Annotated in this window: 12 protein-coding genes and 1 pseudogene; 7 read left to right on the top strand and 6 right to left on the bottom strand. The window is 70.0% G+C overall.

Features of this window, described 5'->3' with window-relative positions:
- The 3 genes and pseudogenes from B0F77_RS48145 to B0F77_RS31455 all read left to right on the top strand — a co-directional run.
- Positions 1–1,132, top strand: a pseudogene (locus B0F77_RS48145) (patatin-like protein); the annotation flags it as partial.
- Positions 1,132–1,668: a TetR/AcrR family transcriptional regulator gene (locus tag B0F77_RS31450; protein ID WP_086666642.1), complete on the top strand. Its 537-nt coding sequence runs from the start codon at positions 1,132–1,134 to the stop codon at positions 1,666–1,668. The pseudogene B0F77_RS48145 and the gene B0F77_RS31450, both read left to right, overlap by 1 nt.
- 97 nt (positions 1,669–1,765) lie before the next feature.
- A complete protein-coding gene (locus tag B0F77_RS31455; RefSeq protein ID WP_086666643.1) occupies positions 1,766–2,623 on the top strand; it encodes an oxidoreductase in 858 nt (285 codons plus the stop codon).
- A 3-nt stretch (positions 2,624–2,626) separates the two neighbouring features.
- Here B0F77_RS31455 and B0F77_RS31460 read toward each other — a convergent pair whose 3' ends face one another.
- Together B0F77_RS31460 and B0F77_RS31465 are read right to left on the bottom strand one after the other, a co-directional pair.
- The gene (locus tag B0F77_RS31460) at positions 2,627–4,612 is read right to left on the bottom strand and encodes a glycosyltransferase (protein ID WP_086666644.1); all 1,986 of its coding nucleotides are present in this window, start codon (positions 4,610–4,612) and stop codon (positions 2,627–2,629) included.
- On the bottom strand, positions 4,609–5,184 hold the full coding sequence (locus B0F77_RS31465; protein WP_086666645.1) for a DUF998 domain-containing protein: 576 nt from the start codon (positions 5,182–5,184) through the stop codon (positions 4,609–4,611). Before B0F77_RS31465 ends, B0F77_RS31460 begins: the two co-directional genes overlap by 4 nt.
- Positions 5,185–5,405: 221 nt before the next feature.
- On the opposite strand from B0F77_RS31465, the gene B0F77_RS31470 reads away from it, so the two are divergent.
- The 3 genes from B0F77_RS31470 to B0F77_RS31480 are packed head-to-tail and all read left to right on the top strand — an operon-like array spanning position 5,406 to position 8,025.
- Positions 5,406–6,335: an ABC transporter ATP-binding protein gene (locus B0F77_RS31470; RefSeq protein ID WP_245848894.1), complete on the top strand. Its 930-nt coding sequence runs from the start codon at positions 5,406–5,408 to the stop codon at positions 6,333–6,335.
- Positions 6,332–7,090 carry an ABC transporter permease gene (locus tag B0F77_RS31475; protein ID WP_425435749.1) on the top strand — a complete coding sequence of 253 codons (759 nt, stop codon included), beginning with the start codon at positions 6,332–6,334 and terminating at the stop codon, positions 7,088–7,090. The genes B0F77_RS31470 and B0F77_RS31475 overlap by 4 nt, the downstream gene beginning before the upstream one ends.
- A 20-nt stretch (positions 7,091–7,110) precedes the next feature.
- Entirely contained in the window at positions 7,111–8,025 is a 915-nt protein-coding gene (locus B0F77_RS31480) for a COX15/CtaA family protein (protein WP_245848896.1), read from the top strand.
- Here the strand turns inward: B0F77_RS31480 and B0F77_RS31485 are convergent.
- Both B0F77_RS31485 and B0F77_RS31490 read right to left on the bottom strand, forming a co-directional pair.
- On the bottom strand, positions 8,004–9,107 hold the full coding sequence (locus B0F77_RS31485) for an ankyrin repeat domain-containing protein (RefSeq protein ID WP_086666647.1): 1,104 nt from the start codon (positions 9,105–9,107) through the stop codon (positions 8,004–8,006). The two genes, B0F77_RS31480 and B0F77_RS31485, sit on opposite strands and share 22 nt — an antisense overlap.
- Before the next feature lie 9 nt (positions 9,108–9,116).
- Entirely contained in the window at positions 9,117–9,581 is a 465-nt protein-coding gene (locus tag B0F77_RS31490; RefSeq protein WP_086666648.1) for a GbsR/MarR family transcriptional regulator, read from the bottom strand.
- A gap of 145 nt (positions 9,582–9,726) precedes the next feature.
- Between B0F77_RS31490 and B0F77_RS31495 the strand changes: the two genes are divergently transcribed.
- Positions 9,727–11,283 carry a carbohydrate-binding protein gene (locus B0F77_RS31495; protein WP_086666649.1) on the top strand — a complete coding sequence of 519 codons (1,557 nt, stop codon included), beginning with the start codon at positions 9,727–9,729 and terminating at the stop codon, positions 11,281–11,283.
- 298 nt (positions 11,284–11,581) lie between these two features.
- On the opposite strand, the gene B0F77_RS31500 is transcribed toward B0F77_RS31495, so the two are convergent.
- Together B0F77_RS31500 and B0F77_RS31505 are read right to left on the bottom strand one after the other, a co-directional pair.
- A complete protein-coding gene (locus tag B0F77_RS31500; RefSeq protein WP_086666650.1) occupies positions 11,582–14,638 on the bottom strand; it encodes an AfsR/SARP family transcriptional regulator in 3,057 nt (1,018 codons plus the stop codon).
- A gap of 175 nt (positions 14,639–14,813) precedes the next feature.
- Positions 14,814–15,279: RICIN domain-containing protein (locus B0F77_RS31505; protein ID WP_143466990.1), on the bottom strand; the 466-nt coding region annotated here is incomplete at its 5' end.

The following is a 15,279-nucleotide window of genomic DNA, read 5'->3' on the forward strand; positions in this document are numbered from 1 at the left end:
CGCCACCGCCGCGGCGGTGGCCGTCACGGTCGCCGACTCCGAACGGTCCGGGCTCGCCGCGGTCCGGCCGATCACCCGGACCGTCCGCGGCGCCGCCCTGCTCCCCTACTGGACGATCACCGGCCTGACCAGGGGCGGGAACCTCGCCCAGTTCCTCGGGCTGCTCGGGCTCGCGGTCGGTGGCGCGCTCGTCGTGATGGCGCTGTTCGGCCTGCTGCCGACGTGGGCTGCGGGTCCGGGCGCGGCCATCGGTGCCGCCAGTCTGCTCGCCGCGTTCGGTTACGCGGCACTGCGCAGCGGCACGATGCTGCACGGCCTGGTGTTGCTCTCACCGGTGATCCCGCTGGTGGCGATAGCCGTCGACCGGCTCCCCGACGACCGCTCGCAGATCACGACCGGCACGGTCACGGTGGCCGGGGTCGCGCTGGTCGTCACGGCGTTGCTCGTCCTCGGTTCGTTGCCGGCGCCGATCCGCACACCGCTCGCCGTGCTGGCCGACTTCCGGCCGTGGGAGATCGTCAAACGCCGCTGGAAGCAGGCCGCGGTGGCGGTGGCCGCCGCGGGGATCGTCTGGGCGGTGTGGCAGTTCGAGTTGCACACCAAGCCCTGGCTGGTGATCCCGACCTCCGTCCTCTGTGGAGCGTTCGGGACCTGGATGGCGTTGTCCGGCGGCAAGTCGCTGCAGCGCTGGCGCCGGGTCGAGGGCGTCTGGGGCACCGAACGCGCCGAGCCGCCGGCCGCCGCGACCGCGGGCTGGGCGGTGGTCTACGGCGTCGGCTACCTCGCGGTCGCCGACGTGCTGCTGATCATCGGGCCGCGTGGGTGGGGCTGGCAGGCGGTGATCGGTACAGCGCTGGTGTTCGGCCTGACGCTGCTGCTGATCACGTCCTGGTACGTGCCCCGCGTGGAACGCCGCCGGATCCGCACGCAGCTCGTCAGCGAGGCGATTCCGGCGATCTACCCGGAGGGTTCCGACATCGCGAAGACGTTGCACGAACGGCTGGAGGGCCACGCCTCGCTGTACCGGTTCCTGGTCATGGGACAAGGCGAGCACCCCGACGAACTCACCCTCTCCCACAACGGACTCGTGGTCGCACAACAGATCGAGGCGAAGCTGCGGCGGCGTGGCTGATGAGGGCCGACGCGTCACGCAACGTCGAAGCGGTGCTCCGCGCCGCCGCACGGGTGTTCTCGGCGGATCCCCTCGCGCGGATCACCGACGTCGCCGTAGCGGCGGGTGTGGACAAGCGCACCGTCTACCGGCGGTTCGACTCGCGTGAGGAACTGCTGCTGGCTGTCTACCGCGCCCGGCTGGACGAGTTGGAGGCGCTGATCGACGCGACCTTCACCGACGACCGGCCGGTGCGCGACGCCCTGGTCGCGTTCGCCGAGGGGGGTATCCGGCTGAGCCGCGACTGGCCGGTCGACATCCGCGCGGTGACCGACCCGGCGATCCGGCGGCGGCGCGAGGAGCTGGACGCGCGGATGGACGGCTTCCTGTGCCGCGCCGAGCAGGCGGGCGTGCTCGCGGCCGGCCTGCCCGGCGGCTGGGCGTTGCGGATGCTGCAGACCCAGCTGCACACGGTCGCGCAGGAGATGCCCGCGCTCCAGCCCGGTCCGGCCGCCGCGCTCGTGGTCGAGACGTTCCTGCACGGCGTCGGCGCCTGACCTCACTGTGACGAGGACCATGCCCGTCCCGGGCATTTTCGCGCTGCCTCCAACGTCGTAAGTGTCATAGAAAGTGACACTTACGAGGGAGTGGACGATGTCGAGCACCTGGCTCATCACCGGAGCGTCCCGGGGTTTCGGGCGCGAACTCGCCGAAGCCGCCGCCGAGGCGGGCGAGCGGGTCGTCGCGACCGCACGCCGTCCGGAGCAGCTCGAAGACCTGGTGGCGCGGTACCCGGACCGGATGCGGGCGGTCGCGCTGGACGTCACCGACCCGGCCGCGGCCCGCCGGGCGGTCGAGCAGGCCGTCGAGGCGTTCGGCTCGCTCGACGTGGTCGTCAACAACGCCGGGTACGCCAACAGCGCGCCCATCGAGGAGATGACCGAGGCCGACTTCCGCGCCCAGGTGGAGGCGAACCTGTTCGGCGTCGTGAACGTGACCCGCGCGGCGCTGCCGGTGCTGCGGCAACAGCGCTCCGGCACGTTCGTGCAGTTCTCGTCCGTCGGCGGCCGCGCGGGTGGCACGCCGGGCATGGGCGCCTACCAGACCGCGAAGTTCGCCGTGGAGGGCTTCTCCGAGGTGCTGGCGAACGAGGTGGCGCCGTTCGGCGTGCGGGTCGTGATCGTCGAACCGGGCGCGTTCCGCACCGACTGGCAGGGTTCCTCGATGGTGCGCCACGAGGTCGGTCCCGACTACGAGGAGACCGTCGGCGCGATCAACCGCTTCCGCGACGAGACCGACGGAGTGCAGCCAGGCGACCCCGCCCGTGCGGCGCGGGTGATCCTCGACGTCGTCGCCTCGGACGCACCGCCGCGCCGCCTCGTGCTGGGTGCCGCCGCCGTCGAGACGGTGCTGGCGGCCGAGGCGCGCAGGACCGCGGAGACGCAGAAGTGGGCGGCGGTCAGCGCGTCCGCGGACTTCCCCACGGACGCGCTGACCACCCTCCACACCTGACGATCACGCAGCCAGCGCGATGACAGGAGCGGTACGGCCCATCGCCCGCGCGTACAGGCCCTCGAAGCGCTCCAGGGTCGCCGCCAGCGCGTGGTGCGAGATGATCTCGCTGCTGGCCGCGCCCATCCGCGCCCGCATCGGCTCGTCGTGCACCAGCGTGTGCAGGCGCTGGGCCAGCTGGTTCACGTCGCCGGGCTCGAACAGCCAGCCGTTGCGGCCGTGGTGCACGAGGTGCGGCAGCGCCATGGCGTTCGCCGCGATCACCGGCTTGCCCGCGGCCATCGCCTCCATCGTGGCGAGGCTCTGCAGCTCGGCGACACCGGGCATCACGAACAGATCCGCACGGGCGTAGGCGTCGAGCAGCTCGTCCTCCGACACGAACCCGTGGAACTTCACGCGGTCGGTGATCTCCAGGTCGCGGGCCAGCAGCTCCCACTCGGCCTTGCAGGTGCCGTCACCGACGATCTCACCGAACGCGCCGGGCACGCGGGCCAGGGCGCGCAGGAACTCGTCGACGCGCTTCTCCTCGTCCAGCCGCCCGACGAACAACGCGGTCGGCCGGTCGTTGTGCGTCACCGAGCGCTGGTAGCGCGCGATGTCGATCCCGCACGACACCGGCACCGCGCGTTCGGGGAAACCGCTCTCGTGCAACAACTGCACGGCCCGCGGCGTCGGTGCGGTGACCATGTCGGCCCGTCCGAACACGCGCGCCAGGTCGCGGTAGGCGAACTTGCGAGCCAGGCCCTGCAGGAACGCCGGCACGTGCGCGTGGCTGAACAGGTTCTCCGGCATGAAGTGGTTCGTGGCGAGCGTCGGGATGCCCTGAGCGACGGCGGAGTTCAGGACGAACCGGCCCACCACGAAGTGTGCTTGGACGTGCACGACGTCCGGCTTCAGCGACTTGATCAGCTCGTCGGCCTCCTTGGCGGCCTGCCACGGCAGGCAGAAGCGGAAGTCCGGGTAGAACGGCAGCCGGTGCGAGCGCAGGCGGTGCACCGTCACGCCCTCGATCTCGGTGGCCCTGGGCGAGTCCGGGGCGATGACGTGGACGTCGTGGCCGTTGCCGGCCAGACCGACCGCCAGGCGCTGCGCGAAGCGCGCCGCTCCGTTGACGTCCGGCGGGAACGTGTCGGCGGCGATGACGACGCGCAACGCGCTGGAGGTGTTCACGGGAAGCTCCGATCGAATAGAGACGCGAGGTTGACGAGCGAGGGCGAACACACCGCTGGCTGCGGCGAGCGCGCAGGCGATCAGCGCGGCACCGGTCCACACGGACAGGTGCGCGGCCTCGCCGAGGAGGAACGCGCCGATGCCGACCGCGACCAGTGGATCCACCACGGTCAGGCAGGCGACGGCGAGATGAGGGGGCCCACCGGCGTAGGCGTGCTGGACCAGCCAGCCACCGACGGCGAGCGAGAGTGCGATGCCGAGCACGGACGCGATGTGCGACAGCCCGAAACCGCCCTGCTGCACCGACTGTGAGACGGCGCGCATGAGCACGGACACGTACCCGTACGCGACACCACCGGCCGATGCGAACGCCACGGCGCGAACGCGCGAGTTCGTCGTTAGTGCGGCGATCACCCCAGGAACCGCGATCGCGCCGAGAACGACGAACCCGGCCGTGAGCTCGGCATCCGGCACGACCTGCGTTGCGGTCGCACTGCCGGACGCGAGGAACACGAACGCACCCACGCCCACGGTCGTGATCAGGATCGCGGGCAACTCGCGGAAACGGCGGTCCAGCAACGCGGTCAGCCCGATCGCGAGCACACCGACCGGCTGGACCACGGTGAGCGGCGCCATGCCCAGCGCGGCCGCGTGCACGCCCGCACCGGCGACGAGCAGCGCGAGCCCGCCCAGCCACCGCGGCTGCTTGAGAACGCCGACGCGGGCTCCGGTCTCGGCGACCGCGTCGTGCTGCAGCCGCGCCGCGAGCGCGAACGCCACGGCACCGAGCACGGCGAGCGTGATGGCGAGCATGGTCATGTCGTGCGCCTCACCTGTAGGGCCGCGATGGCGAAAAGAAGTCCGTAAAGGGACGCGAACAAAACGCGTTCGGTCAGGCCGCGCGCCTCGAATCCGGCGAACGAAACGTGGCTGACCAGAAATGCCGCACTCGACACTCCGGCCGTTATTGCGATACCCAGCAGAGCCGGAAATTTGCGCGCGATGAGCACACCGGCCGCCGGCAGCGCGACGAACATGACCGCGCCGGCGTACCGGTGGATGTAGCCCGACGCCGACGTGGGCGCGCCAGTCGGGTCAGTCGGGAAGATCGTCGACACGGTCAAACCCGCCGCCCAAACGCCGATCAGCCACTGCGCTGACCTGCCTACACCGCGCAGGTTGACAGCGAGCAACGCCGAAACGGCCGCGAGGCTAAGAGACGTCGCCGCGAGCCAGCTCGTTCCGTTGTGGACGAACACGTAGTCGCTGATCACGTCCGTGATCGGGTTCAGCTGCCCTGCCGACACGACATGCAGGTAGAAAATCGGGACCAGTGAGAACACCAGTCCCCCGACCACCAAACCCCGTCTGTTCGCCCCCGCTTCAAGCACGTCAAAAGTCTCTTGTGATCTGGATGATCAACCAATGGGGAACTCCCCCGAGCAAACCCTGAGGTGTCCCTGACTCCCCGGGGTAGGGCTAGCCCCACCTTTTTCAGCTTTGCTTCAGAAACCCCCGTCTCAGGTACACGCGGGGAGCTTTCGTTCACTTGGAGCGCACGCGGCGTCCCCGCGTGCGGCGAAGCAGGCGCGACCGCCTAGGCTGACCGGTCGTGAGCCCGAATCCCCAGCCTGCGGTGGAAGTGTCGGGGCTGGTCAAGAGGTACGGCTCGAAGACCGCCGTTGACGGCCTCGACCTCGTTCAACAGCCCGGCACCGTTCTCGCCCTGCTCGGGCCGAACGGCGCGGGCAAGACGACGACCGTCGAGATCTGCGAGGGGTTCCGCTCGGCCGACGACGGCACGGTGCGCGTGCTCGGCCTCCAACCCGGTTCCGAGGCGTTGCGGCCCCGCATCGGCGTGATGCCCCAGGGCGGTGGCGGTTATCCCGGCATCCGCGCCGAGGAGATGCTGAACCTCGTGGCGGCGTGCGCGGCCAACCCGCTCGATCCGAAGTGGCTGATCGAGGTCCTCGGGCTCACCGGCGCGGTGCGCACGCCCTACAAGCGGTTGTCCGGCGGTCAGCAGCAGCGGCTCTCGCTGGCCTGCGCGTTGATCGGCCGTCCCGAGCTGGTGTTCCTCGACGAGCCGACCGCGGGCATGGACCCGCAGGCGCGCCGTCTGGTGTGGGACCTCGTCGGCGCTTTGAAGGACGACGGTGTGTCCGTGTTGCTCACCACACACCTCATGGACGAGGCCGAGGCGCTGGCCGACAACGTCGTGATCATCGACGAGGGCCGCGTGGTCGCGCAGGGCTCGCCCGCCGAGCTGACCGCGAACCGGCCGGACGACCAGCAGCTGCGGTTCCGCGCGCGGCCCGGCCTGGACACGTCGTTGCTGTCCGCCGCGCTGCCCGAGGGACTGAAGGTGCGTGAGGCGGCGCGCGGCGCGTACCTCGTGGAGGGCCTGATCGATCCGCAGGTCGTGTCCACCGTGACGTCGTGGTGCGCGCAGCAGGGTGTGCTGGCCGAGGAGCTGACGGTGGCCAAGCGCAGCCTCGAAGACGTTTTTCTGGAGCTGACCGGCAGGGAGCTGCGTTCGTGACCACCTTCGCTCCCGGCACGTTCAAGCCCGCGCCCGGTCGCGGGTCGCTGCCGCGCATGCTCTTCGTGCACGCCCGCACCGAGGCGATGCTGACCCTGCGCAACGGCGAGCAGATCCTGCTGACGGTGATCATCCCGCTGGCGTTGCTCGTCGCTCTCAGCTTGATGTCGGTGATCCCGATGCCCGAGCCGCGGGTGGGGTCGGCGGCCGCGCGGATCTTCGCGCTGGCGATCATCTCCTCCGCCTTCACCGGGCAGGCCATCGCGCTCGGGTTCGACCGGCGTTACGGCGTGCTGAAGCGGCTTTCGGCCTCCGCGCTGCCCCGGTGGCTGCTGGTCGCCGGACGGATCTGCGGGGCGCTGGTCGTGGTCGCGATCCAGATCGTCCTGCTGGCGGTCACGGCGTTGTTCCTGGGCTGGAAGTTCCCGCTGAGCGGCCTGCCCTGGATGGTGCTGCTGATCATCCTGGGCACGCTGACGTTCGGTGCCCTGGGCGTGCTGCTGGGCGGGGCGCTGCGCGCGGAGATCGTGCTGGCGCTGGCGAACATCATCTGGTTCGTGTTGCTGATGGTCGGCGGCGTGGCGTTGTCCGTGCCCGTCGGGTTCGTGCACCTGCTGCCGTCCGCCGCACTGGCCGAGGCGCTGGAAGCCGCTGTGGTGCACGGCACGGCACCGGGTGTGGGTCCCGTTGCAGTGCTCGTGGCCTGGGGCGTTGTGGCTGGGGCACTGGCCACCCGGACGACTCGTCTCACCTGAGCACGCCTACCATCGTTGGCGTGTCGAAGCTGACCGCCTTCCTCGTGTCCTGGCAGCGCGCGTTCGCGATTGCCGTCGTCATCGCGCAGGCCGGAATCGCGGTCACCGGGTCGATCGTCCGCGTGACCGGCTCGGGCCTCGGCTGCCCGACCTGGCCGCAGTGCGTCGAGGGCAGCGTCGTCCCGGTGCAGCACCCCGAGGTGGCGGCCCTGCACCAGTGGGTCGAGTTCGGCAACCGGACGCTCACGGGTGTCGTCGGCGTCATCGCGGGTCTGTGCGTGCTGGCGGCGTGGTTCAACCTGCCGCGACGCAAGCGGGTGCTGAAGCTCTCGCTGGTTCAGCTCGTCGGGGTGGCCGTGCAGGCGGTCGTCGGCGGTGTCACGGTGCTGACGGGGCTCGCCTGGTACACGGTGTCGGTCCACTTCATGATCTCGATGGCCCTGGTGTGGATGGCCGTGCTGCTGGTCAGCTCGCTGTCCGAGGGCGACGGTCCCGCTCGCCTGAAGGTGCCGGCGCCGTTGATGAAGCTCCAGGTCGTCATGGCCGCGGTGCTGAGCGCGTTGCTGCTCGCGGGCACCTGGGTGACGGCCGCCGGTCCGCACGCCGGTGACGCGTCGACGCCGCGCCTGGGCGTCGAGGTGGCCACGCTCGCGCAGATCCACGCGGACCTGCTGTTCCTGTTCCTGGGCCTGCTGATCGCGGTCGGGTTCTTCTCCCGGACGCGCACCTACTGGACGCTTGTCGGCGTTGTGCTCGCTCAGGGCGCGCTGGGCATGGTGCAGTACTGGACCGGGGTGCCGGAGGTGCTCGTGTCGATCCACGTGCTGGGTGCCGGTGCCGTTGTCATCGCTACGGCGGCCTTGTGGACCTCGTCTCGCGAGCGGACCGTCGAGGTTGCCGTTCCCGCCGAGGATCAGGCGCTCAGCAAGGCCTGAGCCTCACCCTGGTCGTTGTGCCCGGCCCAGTTCGCGGGCGTGGCCTCGAAGTTGGCGTCCGTGATGGATCTGTCGGCGCCCGCGTCGAGCAGGATCCGGATGATCGGCAGGTGGCCGCGTTCGGCCGCGAGGTGCAACGCCGTCACACCCTCGCCGTGCATCGGGCCGCCGAAACCGGTGCGCTGGTTGGGATTCGCGCCGAGGTCCAGGAGGGTCCTGGTCGCGTTCTCCAGCCCGCACCACGCCGCCCACGCCAGTGCCGTGCCGCGATAGACGTCCGCGTCGATCCTGGCGCCGCGCTTGAGCAGGTCGCCGAAGACCTCGGTCCGGTCGTTGCGCGCGGCCCACGACAACGCCTCGTCGAGGACTTCCTGCGGGTCGTTGGTCGGCCACCAGCGCGGGAAACCGCTGTGCGGCCGGTAATAACCGCGCCTGGCCTCGGGTTCAGCGGCGAGGTCGAGGTCGCCGAGGCCGGCCGCGGTGCGCAGGTTCGGCGGGTGCACCCCGTGCGGTGCCAGCAGTTCCGCCGTTTCCCGGTTGCCCCAGAACAACGCGACGGTGAGCGGCGTGCCGCCCTCGCCGCGGGCTTCGAGATCCGTCCTGGCGCCCCGGTCGAGCAGCAACCGGGCCAGGCCGGGGAGGTTCGCGTAGGCGGCCTGGTGCAGCGCCGTCCAGCCGTGCACGTTCTGGTGGTTGATGTCCGCGCCATCGTCGAGCAGCACCTTGACCAGGCGCTCGTCGCACTTGGCCGCGGACAGCCCCAGCAGGTCGTTCCCGTTGGTACCACTGGCTTTCACCAGCCACGGGTCGCGCGTGATGATCGCCTTGAGCTCGTCGGGGTGCTGCATCTCGATGGCCTGGTAGGCGCGGGCGAACGGGCGCGGCCTGCGGATGTTCATCTGCAGGGCTTTCCAGTTCTCGCACCCGTGGGCCTGCGCGAGCACGAGGTGCGCGCCTTCGTCGGTCAGCGGCACGTCGTCGAAGACCTCGAGCGCACCGGGCACGCCGTCCCACGCGGAGGCGAGCAGTCCCCTGGCTCGCTCCTCGTAGTACCCGATGTCATCGCGGTAGGGGTGCCACATGCACCCAAGCTACTTGGGTGCCGCGGGCCTGCGCTCCCACAAAGCGGGAAGTTCCTCTGAGAGCCAACCGTAGATGTGGTCGACGGTCCTGAGCCGCATCGCGCGCTCCGGATCACCGCTGAGCAACCGCATGCCGTCGTCGGTCAGCAGCTGGACGCTGGCGATCGCGTTGAGCTTGCGCTGGATGAAGTCCGTCCAGGCCTTCTCGTTGATCCGGTACTCGGCGGCCTGCCTGCCACGACGGGTCCGCTTGGTCACCAGACCGACGTTGACGAGGTACTTGAGGTTCGTGCTGATCGACCCGCTGCTGGCTTCCAGTTCCTGGGACAGCTCGGCGGCGGTGCGCTCGACCGGCTGGCAGACCAGCAGGTAGCCGAGGATGCGGCCGCCGATCAGCGGGATGCCCTCCTCGGCGAAGTGCGCGGCGAACCGCTCGATCCAGGCGGACAGCCGGGTTTCCCGTCCGACGCTCATCGCGGATGATCCCCTTCGGTCGACACTGAAATCATCGTAGCGATCTTGTCAATCTGTCATTGCTTGTCAATGGATTGACTTTCCCGCCTCGCAAGTCACACTTGGTGCGCCGCCGCGGTCCCGACGACCGGAGAGTTGGCTGATCATGCTCAAAAGAGCCTTGTTAGCGGCGGTACTGACGGCGGGACTGCTCCCCGCGCCCCCGGCGGTGGCGTTGGAGAACGGCCTGGCCCGCACTCCCCCGATGGGCTTCAACAACTGGAACAGCACGGGCTGCCGCGCGGACTTCAACGAGGCCATGGTGAAGGGCATCGCGGACATCTTCGTCTCGCGAGGTCTGCGCGAGGCCGGCTACCAGTACGTGAACCTGGACGACTGCTGGGCCAAGACGTCCCGCGACTCGTCCGGCAATCTCGTGCCCGACCCGGTGCGATTCCCCAACGGCATCAAGGCCGTCGCGGACTACGTGCACTCGAAGGGCCTGAAGATCGGCATCTACACCTCCGCCGGCACCAAGACGTGCAACACGGCTGGCTTCCCCGGCGGTCTCGGCCACGAGCAGCAGGACGCGAACCTGTTCGCGTCGTGGGGAATCGACTACCTGAAGTACGACAACTGCAACAACCAGGGCGTCGACGCGCAGCAGCGCTACAAGGCGATGCGGGACGCACTGGCCCGCACCGGCCGTCCGATCGTCTACTCGATCTGCGAGTGGGGCCGGACCGATCCGAAGGTGTGGACGTGGGGCGAGCCGGTCGGAAACCTGTGGCGCACCACCGGTGACATCTCCGACAACTGGTCGTCCATGATCGGCAAGGCGCAGGCGAACCGGGTACTGGCCCAGTACGCCGGGCCGGGGCACTGGAACGACCCGGACATGCTGGAGGTCGGCAACGGCGGCATGACCGCCTCCGAGTACCGCACGCACTTCTCGCTGTGGGCGATCATGGCGGCGCCGCTGCTGATCGGCTCGGACCTGCGCAAGGTCAACGAGGACACGTTCGCGATCCTCAAGAACACCGACGTGATCGCCGTGGACCAGGACCCGTTGGGGCGTCAGGGAACCGTGGTCTCGTCGTCGTCCGGCCGGGTCGTGTACTCGAAGGTGCTCGCGAACGGCGACCGGGCCGTGGCGCTGTCCAACGAGACGACGTCGACTCAGACGATCTCGACCACCGCCTCAGCTGTCGGGCTCGGCGGCGGGTCGTCCTACACGCTCAAGGACCTGTGGTCGAAGCAGGTGCGGACGACCTCGGGCGCCATCTCCGCTTCGGTGCCCGCCCACGCGACCGTGCTGTACCGCGTGACGCGCACGGGGTCGGTGTCGCGGTACGAGGCCGAGTCGGCGCTCATCTCCGCGGGCGTGGTGGAGTCGAACCACGCCGGGTTCTCCGGCACCGGCTTCGTCAACACCGACAACGCCGTCGGGCCGTACGTCGAGTGGACCGTCAACTCGGCCTCCGGGGGTGCTGCGACGCTGTCCTTCGGCTACGCCAACGGAACCACCGTTTCCCGGCCCCTGGACGTGTCGGTGAACGGGGTGCTGGCGCGCGACGAGCTGGCGTTCGCCGGTACCGGAGCGTGGACGACCTACCTGTCCGTGCAGATCCCCGTCACGTTGCAGGCCGGTGAGAACAAGATCCGGGTGACGGCGACGACCGCGAACGGGGCGCCGAACCTGGACTACCTCGACATCGGCTAGTAGTGCTTTGTCGGGTTGCCTGGACCTGCGCAGACGTGTGTCGGTGCGCGCATGGCCACTACCAGCGCAGTTGGTGGTAGTTGAGGTGATCTGCAATCGATTACATCGGCTCGTAACTACAACCAACTCACAGGTGCGGCATCGTGAGAACGCGACCACCGGGATCGCCTTCGCCCGCTGTCGCGGAAGTCCGTACTACCTCTCCAACGATCATTTCGTCAGATCTCAACCAGAAAGTGCGAGCGCTTGGAGCTGTTCCAAGTCAGCAGGCTGTCGCAAGCAGGGTTGTTTGTCAGACTCAACATTCCGCGAGCCGTTGCCGCACCACCGCGGCCTCCGGCATGTGCAGGGCGTCGTAGATCGGCAAAGCGACGTCCCACAGCCGGCGTGCCTCGGCGACCGCACCCGTGTGCGCACGCACCGCCGCCATCGCGTCCAACGACCGTGCCTCGTGCTCGCGGTCTTCCATCGCACGCGCGTGCACCAGCGCCTGTTCGTGGCACGCGAGCGCTTCATCGAACCGGCCCGTGGCGAGGGCTGCCCGGCCGCGTCCGTTGAGGGCCATGCACTCGATCAGGCGGTCACCCAGTTTCGCGGCCAGCGTCTCGGCCTGCTGGTGCAGGTCAGCCGCCTGGCGGTAGCGGCCCATGCCTTCGTGGGTGGTGCCCAGGTTGACGAGCACCTCCGCCTCGCCGATCTGGTCGCCTATCTCGCGGAACACGGTGATCGCCTGCTGATGGTGCTCCAGCGCTTCGGTGTGACGTCCCCACCGCGAGCAGATCCGGCCGAGGTCGGTGCGCGCGATCGACTCGGCCGCGCGGTCGCCGATGCCGTGCAGGATCCGCAGGGCGCGCTGATGGTGGTCGTGCGCTTCTTCGAGACGCCCGCAGGTCTGCAGGGCGCTGCCGAGATCGTTGAGAATCCGTCCCTGCCCGACCTGGTCGTCGAGCTCCTCGTAGATCGTGGCCGCCTGCCGGTAGCACGCCACGGCTTCCTCGTGGCCGCCTAGGCTGAACTGCGCCTGCCCGATGCTGGCCAGTTCGACGGCTTCCTGACCACGATCACCCGCCTTCTGACTCAAGGCCAGCGCACGGCGGTAGGTGGCGAGCGCGTCGTGATGACGCCGGACCTGACTTTCGTTGTTGCCCAAGGAATGTAGTGCCTTGGCCTGCCCCACCAGGTCGCCGAGCCGCTGGAACAGCCGCAGCGCCCACCGGTAGTGCTCGTCGGCCTCGCTGTAGGCGCCGGACCGCGAGTGCGACCGCCCGAGCTGAAGCAGTGCACGCGCCCGCCCGATGTCGTCGTCGAGCTCCTCGGCCGCCGAGAGCGCGTGCTGGTGCACCGAGAACGCGTCGGCGGTGCGAAAGCCGACGTTGAGGTGCTGTTCGATCGCCCGCGCGACCTCGACGGCGTAGCCCGCGAACTCACCGGCGGCGGTGCGCGTGATCGCGACGAGGGTGGGCCGTTCGGTGTCCAGCCACGTCTTCGCGGCGGCCGCGGTCATGCGTGACGGCCCGTCGCCGTCGATCTCACCGCGACGCCATTGCTTCGTGTACGGATACAGGACGTCCATCGCGTCCAGAGCGCCGGCCAGGTAGTGCTCGTAGAGATTCTTCAGCGCGCCCTGGCGGTCGAGCTCGGCGAGCCGCTGCTCCGCGCGCTCCCGTGCGAAGGCGCGCAGGAGGTCGTGCGTCGTCCAGCGGTCCGCACCCGAACTCTCGACGAGGTGGGCACCGTGGAGGACGTCGAGCAGCTGACGGCCCTCGTGGTCGTCCACGCCGGCGAGCGCGGCCACCGCGCCGGTGCCGGTGTCGCGGCCGGGATGCAGCCCCAGCAGCCAGAACAGCCGGTTCGCGGCCGCCGGCAGGTGCCGTTCCGACCACGAGAACACCGCCCGCACCGCGGTGTCGGCGTCCGCCCCCGCCTCCAGCAGGTCCAGCCGGCCGCGCTCGTCGGCCAGGTCCTCGAGGCCGACCCGTCCGCGCCGGGCGACGAGCTCGGCGGCGACGCGCAGCGCCAGTGGCAGGCGGGCGCACTGGGCGGCGAGGTCCTCGAACTCCGCGGGGGTGGCGACGCGGTCGCCGACGAGGAGCCGCAGCAGCTCGACCGCCTCGCCGGAACCGAGCACGTCCAGCCCGACCCGGCTGGCGCCGTCCCGCGCCACCAGCCCGATGAGGTCGTCGCGGCTGGTGATCACGACGGTGGTGCCGGGTTCGGCCGGCAGCAGCGGGCGGACGTGAGCGGCGTCGCGCGCGTTGTCGAGCACCACCAGAAAGCGCTTTCTCGCAGTCAGGCTCCGATAGAGCGCGACCTGGGCCTGCAGCGTGACCGGTATGTGGTCGGCAGCGACACCGAGCGCGGTCAGGAACCCGTACAGCGCCTCCTCCTGCGGCAGCGCCCCGGCGGGGTCGAACCCGCGCAGGTTCACGTAGAGCTGCCCGTCTGGGAACCTGGCGGCGACGTGATGTGCCCATCGGACAGCCAAAGCCGTCTTGCCGACACCCGCCGTACCGCACACCGCGACGATCGAGCCCTGTTTCGCCGCGGCGGCGTCGAGAGCGGCGAGCTCCGCCCTCCGTCCGGTGAATCCGGGCACGACCGGTGGCAACTGCGCCGGCCGTGGGTCCGAGGTTCGTGAGGACGAGCTCAGCAACCGGGGATCGTGGGCGAGCACTCGTTCCTGGATACCCGTGAGCACCGGCGACGGCTCCACGCCGGCGTGCTCGACGAGTTGACGCCGTGCTCGTTGGAACGCCTCCAAAGCTTCCGCCTGGCGGCCCGCGCGGTAGAGGGCCGTCATCAGCTGGCCCCACAGCCGCTCATGGCCGGGATGAGCCGCCGTGAGGTCCATCAGCTCGGTGACGAGCTCCCCACCGGACCCGGCGGCCAGCTCGGCGTCGACCCGGTCCTGCACGGCGTCGAAGCGCAGACCGGCCAGCCGGGTCCGTTCCGCTTCGAGTGCGGCGAACCCGTCGAACTCGTCGTAGGCCCTTCCCCGCCACAACCCGAGGGCCTGCGCCGCGTGCCCTTCCCTGGCGAGGCGCTGGAAGCGCACCGCGTCGACGACGTCCGGTCGCAGCAACACGTACCCCGGCGCGCGAGTCTGGATCAGCTCACCCAGCGATCCCACGCCCCGGCGCAACCGGGACACGTAGGTCCGGACCGTCCGCTCGGCGTCCGGCGGCGCCACCGGCCCCCACAGCTCGGACACGAACATCGCCACGCTGACGGGCCGGCCCGCGTACGCCGCGAGCAACGCCAGCATCGCCCGCAGGCGCGGCCCACCGGGATCCAGCAGGCTCCCGCCCACCTCGACCTCCAGCGGCCCCAGGACGCGCAGGTCGACGTCCGCCATCCAGCCTCCGCCCCAGCCGTGTTCCGGCGATCCGCTGATCGTAGCGAGGCGGAGAATTCGTAAGCGGCGCAACCTGATCCGCCCAGTCGCATGGTCTGGACGGCCGAATCTTCCCGGTGTCGCAACGGCTGCGGCGACCTGTGCGGTCGCCGCAGCCGGGTTCAGCCTGCCTGTGTCAGACGGGGAAAACGCCGAAGGACTGCGAGGCGGTGTTGTTGCAGACCCAGATCTGCAGCGGGAGGTTCTCGTCGGACCGCCCGCCGGGCACGTCGAGACAGTGGGTCTTGGTGCCACCGAGCCGCGACTTGAGCGTCACGAAGTCCGGCAGGCTCCGGCTCGCCTGCCACCGCTCGTTGCTGATGCTGTTGCACGGCCACTGCACGACCGGCGTCCCGTTGGTGGCACCACCCTGGGCGTCCATGCACTTCAGCGTGACCGCGTTGCGGATCTGGAAGACGGAGTTGTCGTGGTCGACGAAGTCCCACCGCTGGAACGCGCTGCCGGTGCACGTGACCTGGACGATGGGCGTGCTGTCGGCCGACGACCCGCCCGCGGGTTCCAGGCACTTGCCGCTGACCGCAGCGCGGACGGTGACGTCGAAGTGGTCGTCCGCCAACGCCGGCGCGGCCGCGCCCAGCGTC

The sequence above is a fragment of the Lentzea kentuckyensis genome, from assembly GCF_002150765.1.
Taxonomy (GTDB): Bacteria; Actinomycetota; Actinomycetes; order Mycobacteriales; family Pseudonocardiaceae; genus Lentzea; species Lentzea kentuckyensis.

Bases quoted from the DNA above. Each gene is read 5' to 3' on its own strand.
- B0F77_RS31455 (WP_086666643.1), top strand. From the start codon at position 1,766: ATGTCGAGCACCTGGCTCATCACCGGAGCGTCCCGGGGTTTCGGGCGC.
- B0F77_RS31485 (WP_086666647.1), bottom strand. From the start codon at position 9,107: ATGTGGCACCCCTACCGCGATGACATCGGGTACTACGAGGAGCGAGCC.
- B0F77_RS31500 (WP_086666650.1), bottom strand. From the start codon at position 14,638: ATGGCGGACGTCGACCTGCGCGTCCTGGGGCCGCTGGAGGTCGAGGTG.
- B0F77_RS31460 (WP_086666644.1), bottom strand. From the start codon at position 4,612: ATGACCATGCTCGCCATCACGCTCGCCGTGCTCGGTGCCGTGGCGTTC.
- B0F77_RS31450 (WP_086666642.1), top strand. From the start codon at position 1,132: ATGAGGGCCGACGCGTCACGCAACGTCGAAGCGGTGCTCCGCGCCGCC.
- B0F77_RS31495 (WP_086666649.1), top strand. From the start codon at position 9,727: ATGCTCAAAAGAGCCTTGTTAGCGGCGGTACTGACGGCGGGACTGCTC.
- B0F77_RS31490 (WP_086666648.1), bottom strand. From the start codon at position 9,581: ATGAGCGTCGGACGGGAAACCCGGCTGTCCGCCTGGATCGAGCGGTTC.